The sequence below is a fragment of the Thalassotalea castellviae genome, assembly GCF_031846185.1.
GTDB lineage: Bacteria > Pseudomonadota > Gammaproteobacteria > Enterobacterales > Alteromonadaceae > Thalassotalea_H > Thalassotalea_H castellviae.
The window spans coordinates 62121-76904 of the sequence record NZ_JAVRIF010000001.1 but is presented as its reverse complement, the minus strand read 5'-3'; the positions used below and the strand labels follow the sequence as shown (position 1 = coordinate 76904).

The following is a 14784-nucleotide window of genomic DNA, read 5'->3' as shown; positions in this document are numbered from 1 at the left end:
TCATTAAGTAGGATCAGAAAATGAATTATTTAAGTGATCAATTTTTATTACAACATTGCCAAGAAATATTAGATTTTTACACGCCTCGTGTTGTTGATGAACAAGGCGGCTATTTTCAAAATTACTATGATGATGGTGAAACATTTAATCAGCAACATAAACAATTAGTTAGCAGTACTCGCATAATTGTTAATTACGCTTTAGCGTCGCAAGTTTTTAACAAACAAGCGTATGTTGAAATTGCAAAACACGGCTTAGAGTTTTTAGAAAAAACACATTGGCAAGCAAATACCCAACGTTATGCATGGACGCTTGTCAATAATCAACCAAGCGATATGACTCAACAAGCTTATGGGTATGCTTTTGTGTTGTTAGCTTATGCAGCGGTAAGAAAAGTAGGCATAATTTCCAGTGATGAGAAACTGCTGGCAACTTATGACTTATTAGAACAACGATTTTGGCAAAGTGATTTTGGCTTGTACGCGGATGAAATTAGCCCAGAAGGTTTGCTTAGTGATTATCGTGGCCAAAATGCCAATATGCATTTATGTGAGGCAATGATCGCCGCTTACGAAGCAACCAAAATCGACAAGTTTTTAACTCGTGCTAAATTATTAGCTGAAAATATCGCAGTAAAACAAGCGGGCTTAACGGATGACTTAGTGTGGGAACATTTTACCCCAAGCTTTGAACCTGATTGGGACTATAATAAAAATGATCCTAAAAACTTATATCGACCTTGGGGGTTTCAACCTGGTCATCAAACTGAATGGGCAAAATTATTGCTGGTCCTGAATCGACACGCCCCAGAAGATTGGCTGGTGGAGCGCGCAATTGATTTGTATGAACGAGCATACAACCTTGCCTGGGATAATCAATATGGTGGCTTAATTTATGGTTTTGATCGACAAGGAAACTGGTGTGATGATGATAAATACTTTTGGGTACAAGCTGAAAGTTTCGCAACCGCTGCGCTCTTGTATAAAGAAACGAATGAACCAAAATATTTAGAGCACTATATGAAGCTGTGGCAATATTGTGATGATCATTTTGTTGACCATAGTCATGGCGCTTGGTTTAGACTGTTAAACCGAGATAATAGTAAGGTATCTAATGAAAAAAGTAGTGCTGGCGCTAAATGTGACTACCACACCTTAGGCGCATGTTTTGAAGTGTTACGCACTTTTGCTTAACTTTGATAGTAACTGACTATGGCTGTTTATACGCTTTCCAACAACTTGTTAACTTGTCAAATTAATGAACGAGGTGCAGAGCTTAACAGTTTAGTATCTACCACTCATCATCAAGAGTATATATGGCAAGCAGATCCTGCAATTTGGGCAGGCTCTGCTCCTATTTTATTTCCCGTGGTGGGGCGATTAAACGAGGGAGAATATCGTTACCAAGGCAAAGACTACGCCATACCGATACCATCGTTATTGGTATCTTCTAAAATAACGATATGGCCAACAGGATCTGTCTCGCCAGTACCAGCTACATCAAGCATATAGTTGGTCATTTCAGCTACCCACATTCGTCCTTTAGCATCAAAACTGATTAATACTGGATCACGAACCAATGGCTCTGCCGCTACGTTTTCTATCGCTAAATTATCTTGCAGTTTAAATGCTTTTACGGCATCAGTAGGGGATAATGGATGTGATGAAGGACCGTTAACCCAGGCTTCATATCCCGCGCCATGAACATGTTCAATATTGCCGTCGTTTTCTGATTGATGATGTTTGTAACCGATGAAAAGTCATAGAAGCAGACTAATGCCGAAAAGTTTAAATTTATTCATGAAGTAGATACCGCTTTACAAAAATCAAATATAGGTATGACCAATTAATTTGTCGCTATCTTACGTTTAAAATAAACAACTAACAACCGTGTTTCACTAAAACGCAATGAATCGTTAATAGTTTGTCAAAGACCTATTAAATAATTGTTTTTAAGTATTGGCTCTGCTTTATTTTTAAACAGTGAAACACCTTTACTCTCATAGTGTTTTACTTTTCTGATATCCAGCTTTTTAACACTTTAGACATGACTTCTCGTTCAATGGGTTTTGAAATAAAATCATTCATACCTGTAGCTAAACATTTTTCGCGATCACCTGTCATAGCATTGGCGGTCATGGCGATAATAGGTATCTTTTTATATAAACCACCGCATTCACCCGATCTGATCCGTTTTGTTGTTTCATAACCGTCTAAGGTGGGCATTTGGCAGTCCATCAATATGCAAGTGTAGGGGGTATCAATTCTTAATGATAATTTAAGTTTAGCTATTGCGATGGCGCCATTTTCAGCGACGTCGCATACTAAGTTAAAGCTTTTCAGTAATTGAATCGCAACTACTTGATTGATGCGATTATCTTCTACCAATAATATTTTAGTATTCTCTTGCCATTTAGGTATGTCAGTTGTATCAAGTTCTGTACTTTCAAAAGTAAAATCCTCAATGATTTCTAGAGGAATAGTAACGGTAAACTTACTGCCTTGGTTTTCGACACTTTCAACCGTGATATCGCCTTTTAATAATTGACTTAATTGTTTTGAGATTGAAAGCCCTAGGCCACTACCTCCAAAATTACGGGTTGTAGAACTATCGGCTTGTTGAAATGATTCAAATACCGTGGCTAATTTATCTTCATCAATTCCAACACCTGTATCAATAATCGAACACACTAAATAATCAACATTAGCTTTATGTACTTGTTCCGCTTTGACAATGATTTCACCTTCTTCGGTAAATTTAATGGCATTACCAATCAGATTAAAGAGAATTTGTTTAATTCGAAGTGGGTCAGATTTTACATGCCGACTTATTATAAGGTCAGTGTCTAAAGTAAGTGATAATGCTTTATTATTTGCTAGGTTTTCCATGGTATGAAAAACCTCAGTAAATAAATTGATCAGGTCAAATTCTATGTATTCTAAGGATAATTTTCCGGCTTCTATTTTTGAATAATCTAAAACCTCATTTACTACATCAAGGAGAATTTTACTTGAGGTAAACGCAATATTTATTTTTTCTTTATACTCAGTTTTCATCTCAGCATCTTGCAATAATTCAAGCATGCCCATGACACCATTAATGGGCGTTCTTATTTCATGACTCATATTGGCTAAAAATTCACTTTTTGTTCTATTTGCCTTTTTCGCCTCATCTAATAGCTCAAGTGCTGATGTTTCTGCTTTTAGCATTCTATATTGAAAACGTTCTAACACTAGATAAGCTAAGTAAAGGTAGATGATTAAATTCAATACGTTGCCAAATAAGTAGCCGTATGTCAGCCAAAGTGGATAATTTAATGCTATGGGGTACGTTAACCAATGTATGGCGTAAAAGACAAATAGAGATAAAATAAAGAAAGGCTGATTTAAATACATGTGCTTTTTCTTTTGATACAGCATTTTCATGATATACAGTAAGAAAAAGGCTTGGCAAGTTGAAAATACTATCATTGCAATAAATGAAGCATCCGCACCATATTTGAGACCAATAATCAAAACAAACGCTGTTATCGCGAATGAGAAAACCTTTACATAATAATTTAAAGAAATTCTTTTATTGAAAAAATAGTATAACCCCAACACTAAGAATACTTTTTCTACTATTAACAAGAACATGTAAATTGTTTGTATTTCTTGTTGAGCAAGATATTCAGGTAAAAAGTATAAATTTAATCTACCGAAAAGAATTGCAAGAACTGAAATTAACCAAAAAAAAGTTCGAGATAGTATATTCGGGACTAACATAACCCAAAGAAAAAATATCGCTAATAAAGAATAAGCGGTGATCCCTACAATATTAATAATGACAGATAGTTCCATAATCGTGTTACTCAAACTTTATGCTAAAAGTTAATCCAACAGTTCTTGGGCTTCCCCAAACACCTATTATTCCCGGACCCAATACATAACTATGGGCAATATATTGTTGATCACTTAAGTTTTCAGCCCACAATATCCATTGATACTTTTCATCTTCTGACCGCCAAGTTAACCGAGCATTTGTTAAGTTAGTTTTCGGCATAACCACTTGCTGATTAAGATAATCGCCAAGTTGCTCATCTGTGTATTGGTAAGTGATATTGAATAATAGGCGGCTTGCATCAGCAAGAGGGTAGTCTATATCAGCTGAAATAAAGGCTTTATGTTTTGGCGACTGGCGTAGTGAAGAGCCACTTAAATCTAATTCACCATTAAAAGTTGGGATAATAAAATCATTTACTTTTGTCTCTAAGTATCCGTAATTTCCTGATAACGACACAAAGTCATTTACTACGTATTGCACGTCAATATCTGCCCCAGTGATCTTTGATTTATCAATATTGGTAGAAACAAAACTACCAAAACTGGGATTTAGCGTTGAAGGACCAAACCAAGTCACTTGCAAGTTTTTATAATCGGTATAAAAAGCACTGCTATTCACACGTAACCTTTGCTTTAACCAATCTGATTTTATGCCTAATTCGTAACTTATCGCTTTTTCCGGATCAACCGATTGCAACGAAATATTCTCAAGCCCGGGTGAGCCAGGAAAGCCACCTGATTTATAGCCTTTAGAAATACTCGCATAAGTCATCATGTTTTTGTTAGGTGAATATTGAATAGCCAACTTAGGTGAAAAATCTGACCATGTTTTATCTACTTTGGTATTAAAGGTTTCTTGTAAAATGTTTAAGCTGCCTTGGCCTGAACTACAGTATGGGCTATCAATGGCGAGCGCGTTGTCTTGATGACCACAATTGATAGTGAGAAATTCAGCATTTTTTTTGTCGTGGCTGTATCGGCCACCCAATATCAGCTGCCACTTCGGCATAAACTGCCATTGCGTTTGTGCATATATTGCAGCGCTTTGAGTTTTATTTTTTTGACTTGATAATTCATTCCCTAAGGTGTTTTGCCCAGTATCAAGGGAATTAAAATCTAGTTTATATTGTTCGAGCCTGTCGGTTTTCTCCTGTAAATAAAAGAGCCCAAGCGTAAAATCTAACGAAGGATTTATTTGAGTTAACCAACGTGATTCGATGGAATATTGTTTAACGTTTTCATAAATATCATCATTAACATCAGCACCTAATATGCCATTATTGAGATCATAATTACCCGCTAAAGGAGCGCCAACACTGGCCATTTCCCAGTCAGATAAGTTGTCTCGCCATCCGACAATTGTCGTTATTTTGCCATTAGCCAGTTCAATGTCATTTTGAATCGTAATACTTTCGCTTTCTCGTAATGAAAACCCAGAGATAGGAGAGGTTGCAGAATACGGTTTTCCTCCCAAAGCTTGCCAAGTACTAACATAATCAAAATTGCCATTTACAATGGGGGTTCGCCCCATATCATTTTGATCATCGGTACTTTTCTCATAAGAAAAATACCATTGATAATTTGCTTCATTTATTGATAACTGAGCTCGAAAAATGTCGCTATCTTCATTTTGATTTTCTTCATTCAGTAATATGTTTTCGGTAAAGCCGTCGTGCTCTCGATGACTAAAACTGATCTTACCTTGCATATATTCATTGATGGGGCCTGTAATCGTGCCGTTATATCGTAAGGTATTATAACTACCGACCGTCGTTGAAACATTGGCTGCAAACTCATCTTCGGGCTTTTTAGTAATGATATTAATGGCACCGCCAATGGCATTTCTACCAAAAACTGTACCTTGCGGACCTCTTAACACTTCAATACGTTCTATTTCGTATAGTTCAGTATTTAAATGAGCCATTCGCCCTTGATATAAACCATCAATAAATATCGCTACAGAGCTATCCATTCCTGCGCCATCTTCACTTGAGAGAATTCCTCGAATTGACATATTTCCTTGTCCAGGTGCAAATGAAGTAAATGACATGCCGGGGGTTATGTTCGCGAGGTCGGTAGCATTGTTGATATCTTGCTCGATAAATTGCTCATAATTTATTACCGAGGTTGAAATGGCGACTTTCTGCACGTTTTCTTTTTTAAATTGTGAGGTAACTTCTATTATTTCTAAAAAATTTTCTTGGGCAAAGACAGTGGTACTACATAAACTACAAGCAATAAATGTAGGTAATTTAATTATCATAGGAAGGAAACTTTTAAAAAATTATATTTTATTAATAAAAACATAGCACAACCATAAAGTTTTATGCACTTTTAACCATAATTTATTATTCTTGTCACTTATCTTAGTGTCTTGTTTAAACAACCATTTTGACTAACCAATTGCTTTTATTGAAAGGGAGAAAGCTTATTCTTGATATTTTCTTAATAAAATACAGATTTTTTTCAAATAACCCTTTACAAATATATTGGTAGTCTTTACTATTCGCACCGCTTTTAACGAAGCAACACACAGGTGAGATGGCTGAGTGGTCGAAAGCACCGGTCTTGAAAACCGGCAAGGGTTTGTAGCCCTTCTAGAGTTCAAATCTCTATCTCACCGCCATATTTAGAAAAGCCCGTCACGATAGTGACGGGCTTTTTGCTTTTTAAGTTACAACGATAAAATCAAGATAAGGGTTTGTAGCGCAATACCTTCGAGTAGAGTTCAAATCTCTATTTCACCGCCATATTCTAAAAAACCGCTAATTGAAAAGTTAGCGGTTTTTTTTCGTCTTTAATTTGTTTGATAAATTTTAGGGTTTGTCGCGTAATACCTTCGAGTAGAGTTCAAAGTTCTAGCTCACCGCCATATTCTAAAAAACCGCTAATTGAAAAGTTAGCGGTTTTTTTTCGTCTTTAATTTGTTAGATAAATTTTAGGGTTTGTAGCGTAATACCTTCGAGTAGAGTTCAAATCTCTATCTCACCGCCATATTTAGAAAAGCCCGTTACGATAGTGACGGGCTTTTTGCTTTTCAGGTTTCAATGATAAATTCAATAAAAGGGGTTGTAGCGCTACATCTTAACTCAAACAGTTAAATATATATTTTTAGCTTTTCTAATTTTCAATAGATAAGTATACTGTAAGTATATACAGTTATTTTGTGAGCATTATGAAAGTTATTCCGATATATATAGAAGCAGGAATTTCAGGTTTTGAATCACCTGCAGCAGAATATAAAGAATTAGGTTTGTCATTAGATCAATTACTGATACGACACCCCAATGCTACTTTTATTGGCCAAGCATCAGGCGGTTCAATGAAAGGTGTCGGTATTTTTGATGGTGATTTATTGATTGTAGATAGATCTTTAACCGTAAGAAATGGTGACATTATTGTGGCTAATTTTAACGGTTGCTTTGTCTGTAAATTAATTGATAAACAACAAGCTAGGTTGCTTTCTGCGTCCAAGCATCATCAGCCGGTGGTGATTACACCAGAAGATGACTTTCAATTAGAAGGCGTTGTTACTCGTTCTATTCGTTTACATCATCAAGTGCCAGAATTTTCAGCATGTATTGCTTAGTTGATGCCACTTCGTTTTATGCTTCTGTTGAAAAGGTTTTTGATCCTAGTATCCGTAATAAGCCTGTGGTGGTATTAACCAATAACGATGGATGTATTTGTGCTGCTTGTCCTATCGCAAAAAAATTAGGCATCCCTAAATTTACGCCTTATTTTCAAATTAAAGACTTATTACACAAACACGGTGTTGTTATTCGTTCTTCGAATTATGAGCTATATGCCGATTTATCAGAGCGCATGATGACAATTATTGCTCGTTATTGTGATAACCAACATGTTTATTCGATTGATGAAGCCTTTTTATATTTTGATCGTTTTCATCAGGTTATTGATAATTGGTATGACTACGGTCACCAAATTAGAAAAGCCATCTGGAAAGAGATACGTTTACCTGTGGGGGTTGGTTTTGGCATTACCGCAACGTTAGCCAAAGCAGCAAATCATGCCTCAAAAAAGCTGGATGGTTTTGATGGTGTTGCCGTAATTGATGATGTTAATAGCGCAGCACCAATTTTACAGCGAATGCAAACATCGGAAGTGTGGGGCGTGGGAAGCCGCATTAGTAAAAGGCTTGCCGCACAACATATTTATAGTGCTTTTGATTTAGCCCAACAAAATCCTAAAGATATTCGTCAACAATTTAGTGTTATGTCTGAGCGGACCGTCAATGAACTAAATGGCATCAGTTGTTTGACTTGGGATGAGGTTAAAGAGCCGAAAAAAGAGATATTTTCAACACGAAGTTTTGGTGAACGCATTAGCGATTATCATGTATTAAAAGCGGCATTGTGTAGTCATGCCAGTATTGTGGCAAAAAAACTACGCCAGCAATCGTCACAGGTTAAGAAGTTAATGGTGTTTGCTTCAACGTCTCCACATGATGATTATTACTATAAGCAAGCCATTGTTTATTCACTGGTTGTTCCGAGCAATAGTGCGAGTTATTTAGCGAATATTGTTTCATTGGTGTTACCACAAATATATCAGGCGGGCGTTAATTTTTATCGGTGTGGAGTGGGGGCTATTGAACTGGCAAGTGATCAATTTAAACAAGGAGATCTTTTTAGCGTTGAAAAAAGTGATCCGGCTTTAATGCAGTGCTTCGATACCATTAATAAACGTTATGGAGCAGGGGCGATCAATATTGCCAGTGCCGGACAAACCGAAAAGTGGAATATGAAACGCCAATTTCTTAGTCCTCAATACACCACAAATTGGCGTGACATCCCGAAAATACGTTGTTAACAAGATTATTCAATCCACAATATTTGATAAGTGTTTCAATGGACTTAACAAAAGCCTATTTGCTAATGTATTGAATAACTCGATATAACGCTATACTGTTTGCTTGAGTAAAAATAAAAGGAGTTTATTTTATGGCGAACACTACTTGGTTTTGTAAAGATTTAGGTGATGCCAATATAGCTCAAGTAACACTTGAAACCCTTAAAGATGAGTTAATAAAAATACATCATACCTGTGGTGAGCCAAAAAATATGTGGGCGGGTTATCAATATCTATCAAAAGGCTTACATTGCCATATTGAATTATTTATCACTACAAATTTTCAAGAAATATTGATGTTAGCGAATGCAACACGATGTTTAGCGCCAAGTCCAAACACAGTCGAATATCTTGCCGGCTATCAAGATTATTGGCCGATTAACGAATATTAATCTTGAGTTATCGAAAAAGTTAAGCTGGTAAAGGATATGCTAAATAAAGGAGGTTTTTGCTCATGAATCACACACTTTCAAATGGTCTGTTCCATAAAATACCGGCGGTTCTTGCTGAATTATTGATTGAAAAAGAAATGATTAATCAATGGGAAAGCTTAACTCCAATTGGCCGTAATGAGTTTATTTGTTGGATTGAAGATGCTAAACAAGAAAAAACCAGAATTAAGCGAGTGTATCGAACCATAGATGATTTAACGAACGGTAAGAAACGTCCTTGTTGCTGGCCAGGTTGTATTCATCGAACAGATAAAGCACCAAGCAAATGGCAACAAGATGTGTTGCTTGACAAAAAAAGACATAAAAACGTAAAAGGACGTATGGATACATAAAACATGGTCGGAGTGGCAAGATTCGAACTTGCGACCTCACGTCCCCCAGTTGAAAGATTGATTCCAATCAAGATATTTATCCTTGTATAACAATAAATTAAATTATTGTGCTTTTGTGTGCTAGAATCCTTTAGTCACATTTACATGTCTAACTGCGTGCTATAAGTGTGCTAAAAACTATCGAGTAAGAGAGATCTATGATGTCATTATCTACCGTAACATCCAACAAAGTAATTCACCTAAATAAGGCTAACGATAAGCCTATCAAGCTTACTAATAAAATCATCAGTAATATTGTACCAAGAGCTAAAAGGTTTGATATTAAAGATACTTTGGTGACTGGCTTAAGAGTTCGAGTTAATCCAACGGGTAGTAAAAGGTTTATAGCAGTTGGTCGAGTGAGGGCAACCAATCAAACCAGAACTTTAACAATTGGTGATGCTGAATTAGTTTCTCTTGATGATGCAAGAGTTAGCGCAAGAACTTTTCTAGGTGAATTACAGCAAGGTGTTGATGTTACGAAGATTAAAGCTGAAAGAGCAGCAAGCGAAGAAACAGAAAGTAAAATTAAGAATATTAAGCTTGTTGATGCCATGGAATTATACCTTAGTGCTAAGCAACTAAAGCCCAGTACTATCAAGGGTTATAGATATGAAATCCCCATGTATTGTTCTGATTTTATTAATAAACCTGTAAATGACATAAGTGAAGAGGATATTTGCCTTTGGTACTTAAATGGCAAAGATAGACCTACAGCTATAGATAAAGCATTTAGGTCGTTAAAAGCCATTATGGAATACATGGTTGGCACTAAAGTGATTTCTTTCAATCCTTGTGCCGCTGTTAATATGAGGAAAATGCGGTATAAAATAAAACCAAGAACTAGATTGATTGAAACTCATAATCTAACCAAATTTATTGACGCATGGATTGGCTTAGTTGGCAATAACAAAGTTAATGCTGTGCAAGGAGACTTTGTTCTTTGGCTTCTTATGACGGGTTTAAGATTAGATGAAGCAAGAACTTTAAAATGGTCTGATATTGATTCGGATAACTATTTAATAACAGTTCAAGATACAAAAAATGGTAAGCCTCATGCTTTACCATTTACGCCTTTAATGTCTGATTTATTAGATAGGCGTATGAATGACAACCCCAAATCTAATCCATATATATTTCCTGCTCGAATAGGTAAGGGGTTGAGTGAAGAAAAGCATATTGTTGATTGCAGAAAAACATTAGATAGAATCTGCCAAGATGCCAATATTCCAACTATTCGACCACATGACTTAAGGCGCAGTTTTGCAACTATTCTCGAGGAATTAGATATTAGTGAAAGTAATATAAAAGCCCTTATGAATCATGTTGATGGAACAGTAACAAGAAAAAATTATATTCAATCAGCAAACATTGAAGTTAAGCGAAGTAATTTACATAAAGTCGCTTGTTACATTGAGGAAGCCGCTACTATCGAGAGCATGCACCCTGAACACCGAGATCAAACAGCTTACTTTGCTTGTGATAACGCTATTCGTGATTCTGTTTATGGTACTTCTGATATATCGCTTGTGGTTGTTAAAGGTAAGGTGACAGCTAAAGATAGATTGAATGCGATGAGGTAATACAATAATTCAATTGATAATTATTGTGAGTTGATTATATTAAAACTAGCAAATTGGCTATATGGAATTTTAAATAGGATGTTTATGAAAGTATTAATGTTTGTTGTTGTTTTTGTTATTAGCTTTAACGTTTTTTCGGGTGAAAAACAAAACTGTGCCGGAATTGCTCATTCTTTAAGTTTGCATAAAGAGGCTAAAGTTTATTTAGATAGTGTCACTAAGGAGGTGCAAGATTATTATCAAACAAAAGGACTGCCAGACAATGAAATTAATTTACTTGTTGCAGATATTGTTTACAGTCCAATCAGTGATATTAAGCGAATGGCAACTATGCTCAGGCTGAGTGATAAAAACGCAGCTAATATGCAATACATTCATAGGTGTTCATCAATATATAAAAGCATTATTGCTAATGATGGTAGATCAAATACTTTTGCAGCCATTCAAGATAGAATTGAATACGAAAATTCAAATGAATATAAACAAGAACAAAAGAAAAAAGACTTAGCGCTTGCTTTGATGAAAGAGAAACAAGAGCAGCAAAAGGCATTAGGAGAAAAGAAATCTAAGGAAAATAAAGCTAAACAGGCTAAAGAGAACCAAAAATCTCAATGGATAAGTACAATTAGTTATTGCCAAAAAATATTAGAGAGCAACCCTAATTCATGGTCATGTAAAAAATATGAGCCTATTATTAACTCTGGAAACTATAAAAAACTAAGTTATGAAGAATTAAAAACTAAAATCGAATTAACCGACAACACAAAACAAAAATTCACTGCATCCAAAAAATCAGGTATGTCAGAAACAAGAACTAAAGACAACTTAGTTCGAGGGATTGATGCTTGTAAAAGTTTAATTAAGTTAGGGTTTAAAAATGAGTCTTGTGCTAAGTATGAAGAGGTAATCAAAGCAGGTGATTATAAAAGTTTAAGTTATGACGAGTTAGTATCTAAAACAAATTAATTAAAGATAATTACAGAGTACCTATACAGGGCTTTTGCTATTTTAAAAAGTTGTTATAGTCTGAAGTCGCTTGTCCTGTATCAGTCTGACTATTGCAAAATCAATAACGCTTTAAGGTATAAATTCTTAACCATTCAAATATAATACTTGATCTTTTTCAGCCTGTTACGGTGTGTGAATAACAAACTTAGCGGTTTTAAATCGAATTATTGATAATGAGCTTTATTATAAGGTTCGAGCCTTTAATCCTTCGTACAGGTGATCGTATGTGGAATAATCAAAAGAAAACCCCATATTCTCCCTTATAGATAATAATAAATACGCTGCTAAGGTGGCATGCAGTGGGTATTTCTAACTTTAACATTTACTGTCAGTTATCACTCTACACCCCTTTATATATGTGGTGTTGTTTGTTATTTACTGTGCAGTTACGATACAATTACACAACGCGTTTTTGAATAATATTATCTTTTAACTGGAACAATTAATGGCATTAGCAAAAAGAAAGCAACCTATATGCGCTAAATGTAAAAGCCGCTTTAGTACTAAAAGGGAGAATGCTAAAAAATGTCCTAAATGTATTGAGGCAGCTAAACAACCAAGAGAGTGTAAAGCATCTGATTGCATCAGCGAGCCTGAAAAAGGAAAGCAATTTTGTATTAATTGTAAAATGAATGACTTTTGGAATAATTTGTTTGGGAAGTGGTTATTAAATTTATATAGTAGAAACTTTAGCCATATTGAACAGATACCAGAAGATAAATTCATGATCTATGAATATTATAAAATATATAGGTTAAGAAATGAGTACAGTGGTATTTACTTTGCTTATGATAGAGAAAACATGAGTAAAATAGAGGTTGAGGAACTAGAAGAAAGCCTATTAAATATTCAAAGGCTAAAGTCATTAATATCCGGTAATACTAGTATAGAGATCGAAAGCATTATGCAGAAATTGCCAAGTGCTAAAACGTTTAAGAGTGTAGAACTGCAATTATGTCACCTGATACCCTCTAGCCATAAAGGGTTAATTAATATACCTGAAAATTTATATATTGCCCCTGTTGAGATAAATCAGAAGCTAGGTAAAAAGGATTTTATAAACCAGTATGTAAATGGATTACAGCTATCAGATTGGGGAACTTGTAAAAATTTTTATGAAAAGCCTGCTATTGAGTTATCAAATGCTGAACTTAAAAAAATATTAGAAAAAAGATTAGCTATTAAGGAGTTTCAGCGCACATATAAGTTAAATGCATATAAATCAATTAAAAAGAAGGAATATCGCGTTAATGAATTTACATCAAGTGAAATTCAGTACAAAGCTAAAGCTATCCATGCTCTTGAATGTAAACGATTAGGCATTCCAGAGAAAATAAGAATTGACGGAAAGTTAATTAATACTGATGCCGAAATGGTACTAACTGGTAAGATAAATATTCAAGCACTTAAAGCTTATGAGCCTAACACTACTCTAAAAAGAGAACTAGACCATACCGATGATGGAAAGTTAACTGGTTATCAAATATTATATGAAGATGATAAATGTGCTGATAATGCACTTACTGGTGTTCAACAAGCCTTAAAGGATAGTGGTCAAATTTTCTAAGTTATTTAACACTGAAAAGATTGTCACTTTGAGTTTATTTATAGGTTAGATATAGCAAAGGGAATTGAAGTCAATTAAGTTTCCAAGCTCTTAATTAATAAGTGACACTTTTTAAGTGTTGACTGTTTAAAGTACAACTTAACTTCCAAATGATATTATAATTTTTTTCGATTTAATATTTAAAACATACACAGGTACTGTGACAGCCTGAATGTATAGTTTGTATTGAGTAGGAATTACTTTCATCATTAAAGGTACTTAGTTAAATAGTATTAGCATTTAAATTGAATGAATTCTTATTGAGTGTGAGGCATCGTTTGAGTTCATGAAGTAATGGAAAACTTAAATAGGGAAATAAACAATGAAAATATCAAAATTAGTAATACCAGTTGTAATAACCGTTGTTACGGGATGTGGTGAACCAGATAATAAATGGACTCAATTAGGGCATGTTGATAAGTTTACAGATCAAAAATACATGCAATATTCTAGCGAAAAAGTTAATGGTGTTCATATCACTCTTGGTTGTGCTAAAGCATTTAATGGGAAAGGCTATAGACCAGATATCGTCTTTCATCATAAAAAAATAACATACTCATCTATGAAGGTTATTAAAATACGTATCGATGAAATGAAACCTATAGATATGCGTGTATGGATGAAGTCAATGGATAACACAGGCTCATCAGATGGTGTAGGAAAGTATAAATGGGAATATACCGATCAAGACAAAGCAATGCGTTTAGTAGACGATTTAAAGTTAGGGAAAAAGGTTTTAGTTCAAATTGATAACAAGGTTGTTAATCTTTCACTAACTAGTTTTAACTGGGCTTATAAGAATATGAATGAATATTGCAATACCCAAGATAATCCACCAACAGATGTAATTTATTTCTCATATGATTAATATCTAAATATTCTTAGCTAGTGTGTGCTATGTGTGTGCTAGATACAAAAAAGCCACCTAAAATTTTTATTGTAAATCTATAAGTGACTGTTTTATAAGTTGAAAACATGGTCGGAGTGGCAAGATTCGAACTTGCGACCTCACGTCCCCCAGACGCACGCGCTACCAAGCTGCGCTACACCCCGAATATTTATTGAGTAAGG

13 protein-coding genes and 2 tRNA genes are annotated in these 14784 nt (G+C 34.9%); 11 read left to right on the top strand and 4 right to left on the bottom strand.

Going from position 1 to position 14784, the window contains the following annotated elements:
• Positions 1-20 precede the first annotated feature (20 nt).
• Complete coding sequence (locus tag RM573_RS00305; protein WP_311575492.1) at positions 21-1193, top strand: AGE family epimerase/isomerase; 1173 nt, start codon at positions 21-23, stop codon at positions 1191-1193.
• Between the two features lie 18 nt (positions 1194-1211).
• Entirely contained in the window at positions 1212-1511 is a 300-nt protein-coding gene (locus RM573_RS00300; RefSeq protein WP_311575488.1) for an aldose epimerase family protein, read from the top strand.
• Here RM573_RS00300 and RM573_RS17480 read toward each other — a convergent pair.
• The 3 genes from RM573_RS17480 to RM573_RS00285 form a co-directional block, all read right to left on the bottom strand.
• A complete protein-coding gene (locus tag RM573_RS17480) occupies positions 1415-1621 on the bottom strand; it encodes a DUF7133 domain-containing protein (protein WP_432280200.1) in 207 nt (68 codons plus the stop codon). The genes RM573_RS00300 and RM573_RS17480 overlap by 97 nt on opposite strands.
• Positions 1622-2009: 388 nt before the next feature.
• Positions 2010-3839: an ATP-binding protein gene (locus RM573_RS00290; protein ID WP_311575482.1), complete on the bottom strand. Its 1830-nt coding sequence runs from the start codon at positions 3837-3839 to the stop codon at positions 2010-2012.
• 7 nt (positions 3840-3846) lie between these two features.
• Positions 3847-6084: a TonB-dependent receptor gene (locus tag RM573_RS00285; RefSeq protein ID WP_311575478.1), complete on the bottom strand. Its 2238-nt coding sequence runs from the start codon at positions 6082-6084 to the stop codon at positions 3847-3849.
• Between the two features lie 272 nt (positions 6085-6356).
• On the opposite strand from RM573_RS00285, the gene RM573_RS00280 reads away from it, so the two are divergent.
• The 9 genes from RM573_RS00280 to RM573_RS00240 all read left to right on the top strand — a co-directional run bounded on the left by RM573_RS00280 (position 6357) and on the right by RM573_RS00240 (position 14581).
• A tRNA-Ser gene (locus RM573_RS00280) sits at positions 6357-6447 on the top strand.
• 549 nt (positions 6448-6996) lie between these two features.
• Entirely contained in the window at positions 6997-7410 is a 414-nt protein-coding gene (locus RM573_RS00275; RefSeq protein WP_311575475.1) for a LexA family protein, read from the top strand.
• Complete coding sequence (locus tag RM573_RS00270) at positions 7398-8654, top strand: Y-family DNA polymerase (RefSeq protein WP_311575472.1); 1257 nt, start codon at positions 7398-7400, stop codon at positions 8652-8654. Before RM573_RS00275 ends, RM573_RS00270 begins: the two co-directional genes overlap by 13 nt.
• 131 nt (positions 8655-8785) lie before the next feature.
• Positions 8786-9085 (top strand): hypothetical protein, encoded by a 300-nt coding sequence (locus RM573_RS00265; RefSeq protein WP_311575468.1) that lies wholly within the window; start codon positions 8786-8788, stop codon positions 9083-9085.
• 62 nt (positions 9086-9147) lie between these two features.
• A complete protein-coding gene (locus RM573_RS00260) occupies positions 9148-9477 on the top strand; it encodes a YdeI/OmpD-associated family protein (RefSeq protein WP_311575463.1) in 330 nt (109 codons plus the stop codon).
• A 197-nt stretch (positions 9478-9674) separates the two neighbouring features.
• Positions 9675-11099, top strand: coding sequence for a tyrosine-type recombinase/integrase (locus RM573_RS00255; protein WP_311575459.1), 1425 nt, complete (start codon positions 9675-9677; stop codon positions 11097-11099).
• Between the two features lie 84 nt (positions 11100-11183).
• Positions 11184-12065: a hypothetical protein gene (locus tag RM573_RS00250; RefSeq protein WP_311575455.1), complete on the top strand. Its 882-nt coding sequence runs from the start codon at positions 11184-11186 to the stop codon at positions 12063-12065.
• A 487-nt stretch (positions 12066-12552) separates the two neighbouring features.
• Positions 12553-13674: a hypothetical protein gene (locus tag RM573_RS00245; protein ID WP_311575452.1), complete on the top strand. Its 1122-nt coding sequence runs from the start codon at positions 12553-12555 to the stop codon at positions 13672-13674.
• A gap of 361 nt (positions 13675-14035) precedes the next feature.
• Entirely contained in the window at positions 14036-14581 is a 546-nt protein-coding gene (locus tag RM573_RS00240; protein WP_311575448.1) for a hypothetical protein, read from the top strand.
• Between the two features lie 108 nt (positions 14582-14689).
• Here RM573_RS00240 and RM573_RS00235 read toward each other — a convergent pair.
• Positions 14690-14766 (bottom strand) — tRNA-Pro (locus RM573_RS00235).
• Positions 14767-14784 lie beyond the last annotated feature (18 nt).

Excerpts from the sequence above, each read along its gene's own strand:
- RM573_RS00245 (WP_311575452.1), top strand. The coding sequence starts at position 12,553 with ATGGCATTAGCAAAAAGAAAGCAACCTATATGCGCTAAATGTAAAAGC.
- RM573_RS00255 (WP_311575459.1), top strand. The coding sequence starts at position 9,675 with ATGATGTCATTATCTACCGTAACATCCAACAAAGTAATTCACCTAAAT.
- RM573_RS00240 (WP_311575448.1), top strand. The coding sequence starts at position 14,036 with ATGAAAATATCAAAATTAGTAATACCAGTTGTAATAACCGTTGTTACG.
- RM573_RS00285 (WP_311575478.1), bottom strand. The coding sequence starts at position 6,084 with ATGATAATTAAATTACCTACATTTATTGCTTGTAGTTTATGTAGTACC.
- RM573_RS00270 (WP_311575472.1), top strand. The coding sequence starts at position 7,398 with ATGTATTGCTTAGTTGATGCCACTTCGTTTTATGCTTCTGTTGAAAAG.
- RM573_RS00265 (WP_311575468.1), top strand. The coding sequence starts at position 8,786 with ATGGCGAACACTACTTGGTTTTGTAAAGATTTAGGTGATGCCAATATA.
- RM573_RS00250 (WP_311575455.1), top strand. The coding sequence starts at position 11,184 with ATGAAAGTATTAATGTTTGTTGTTGTTTTTGTTATTAGCTTTAACGTT.
- RM573_RS00305 (WP_311575492.1), top strand. The coding sequence starts at position 21 with ATGAATTATTTAAGTGATCAATTTTTATTACAACATTGCCAAGAAATA.
- RM573_RS00275 (WP_311575475.1), top strand. The coding sequence starts at position 6,997 with ATGAAAGTTATTCCGATATATATAGAAGCAGGAATTTCAGGTTTTGAA.
- RM573_RS00260 (WP_311575463.1), top strand. The coding sequence starts at position 9,148 with ATGAATCACACACTTTCAAATGGTCTGTTCCATAAAATACCGGCGGTT.
- RM573_RS00290 (WP_311575482.1), bottom strand. The coding sequence starts at position 3,839 with ATGGAACTATCTGTCATTATTAATATTGTAGGGATCACCGCTTATTCT.
- RM573_RS00300 (WP_311575488.1), top strand. The coding sequence starts at position 1,212 with ATGGCTGTTTATACGCTTTCCAACAACTTGTTAACTTGTCAAATTAAT.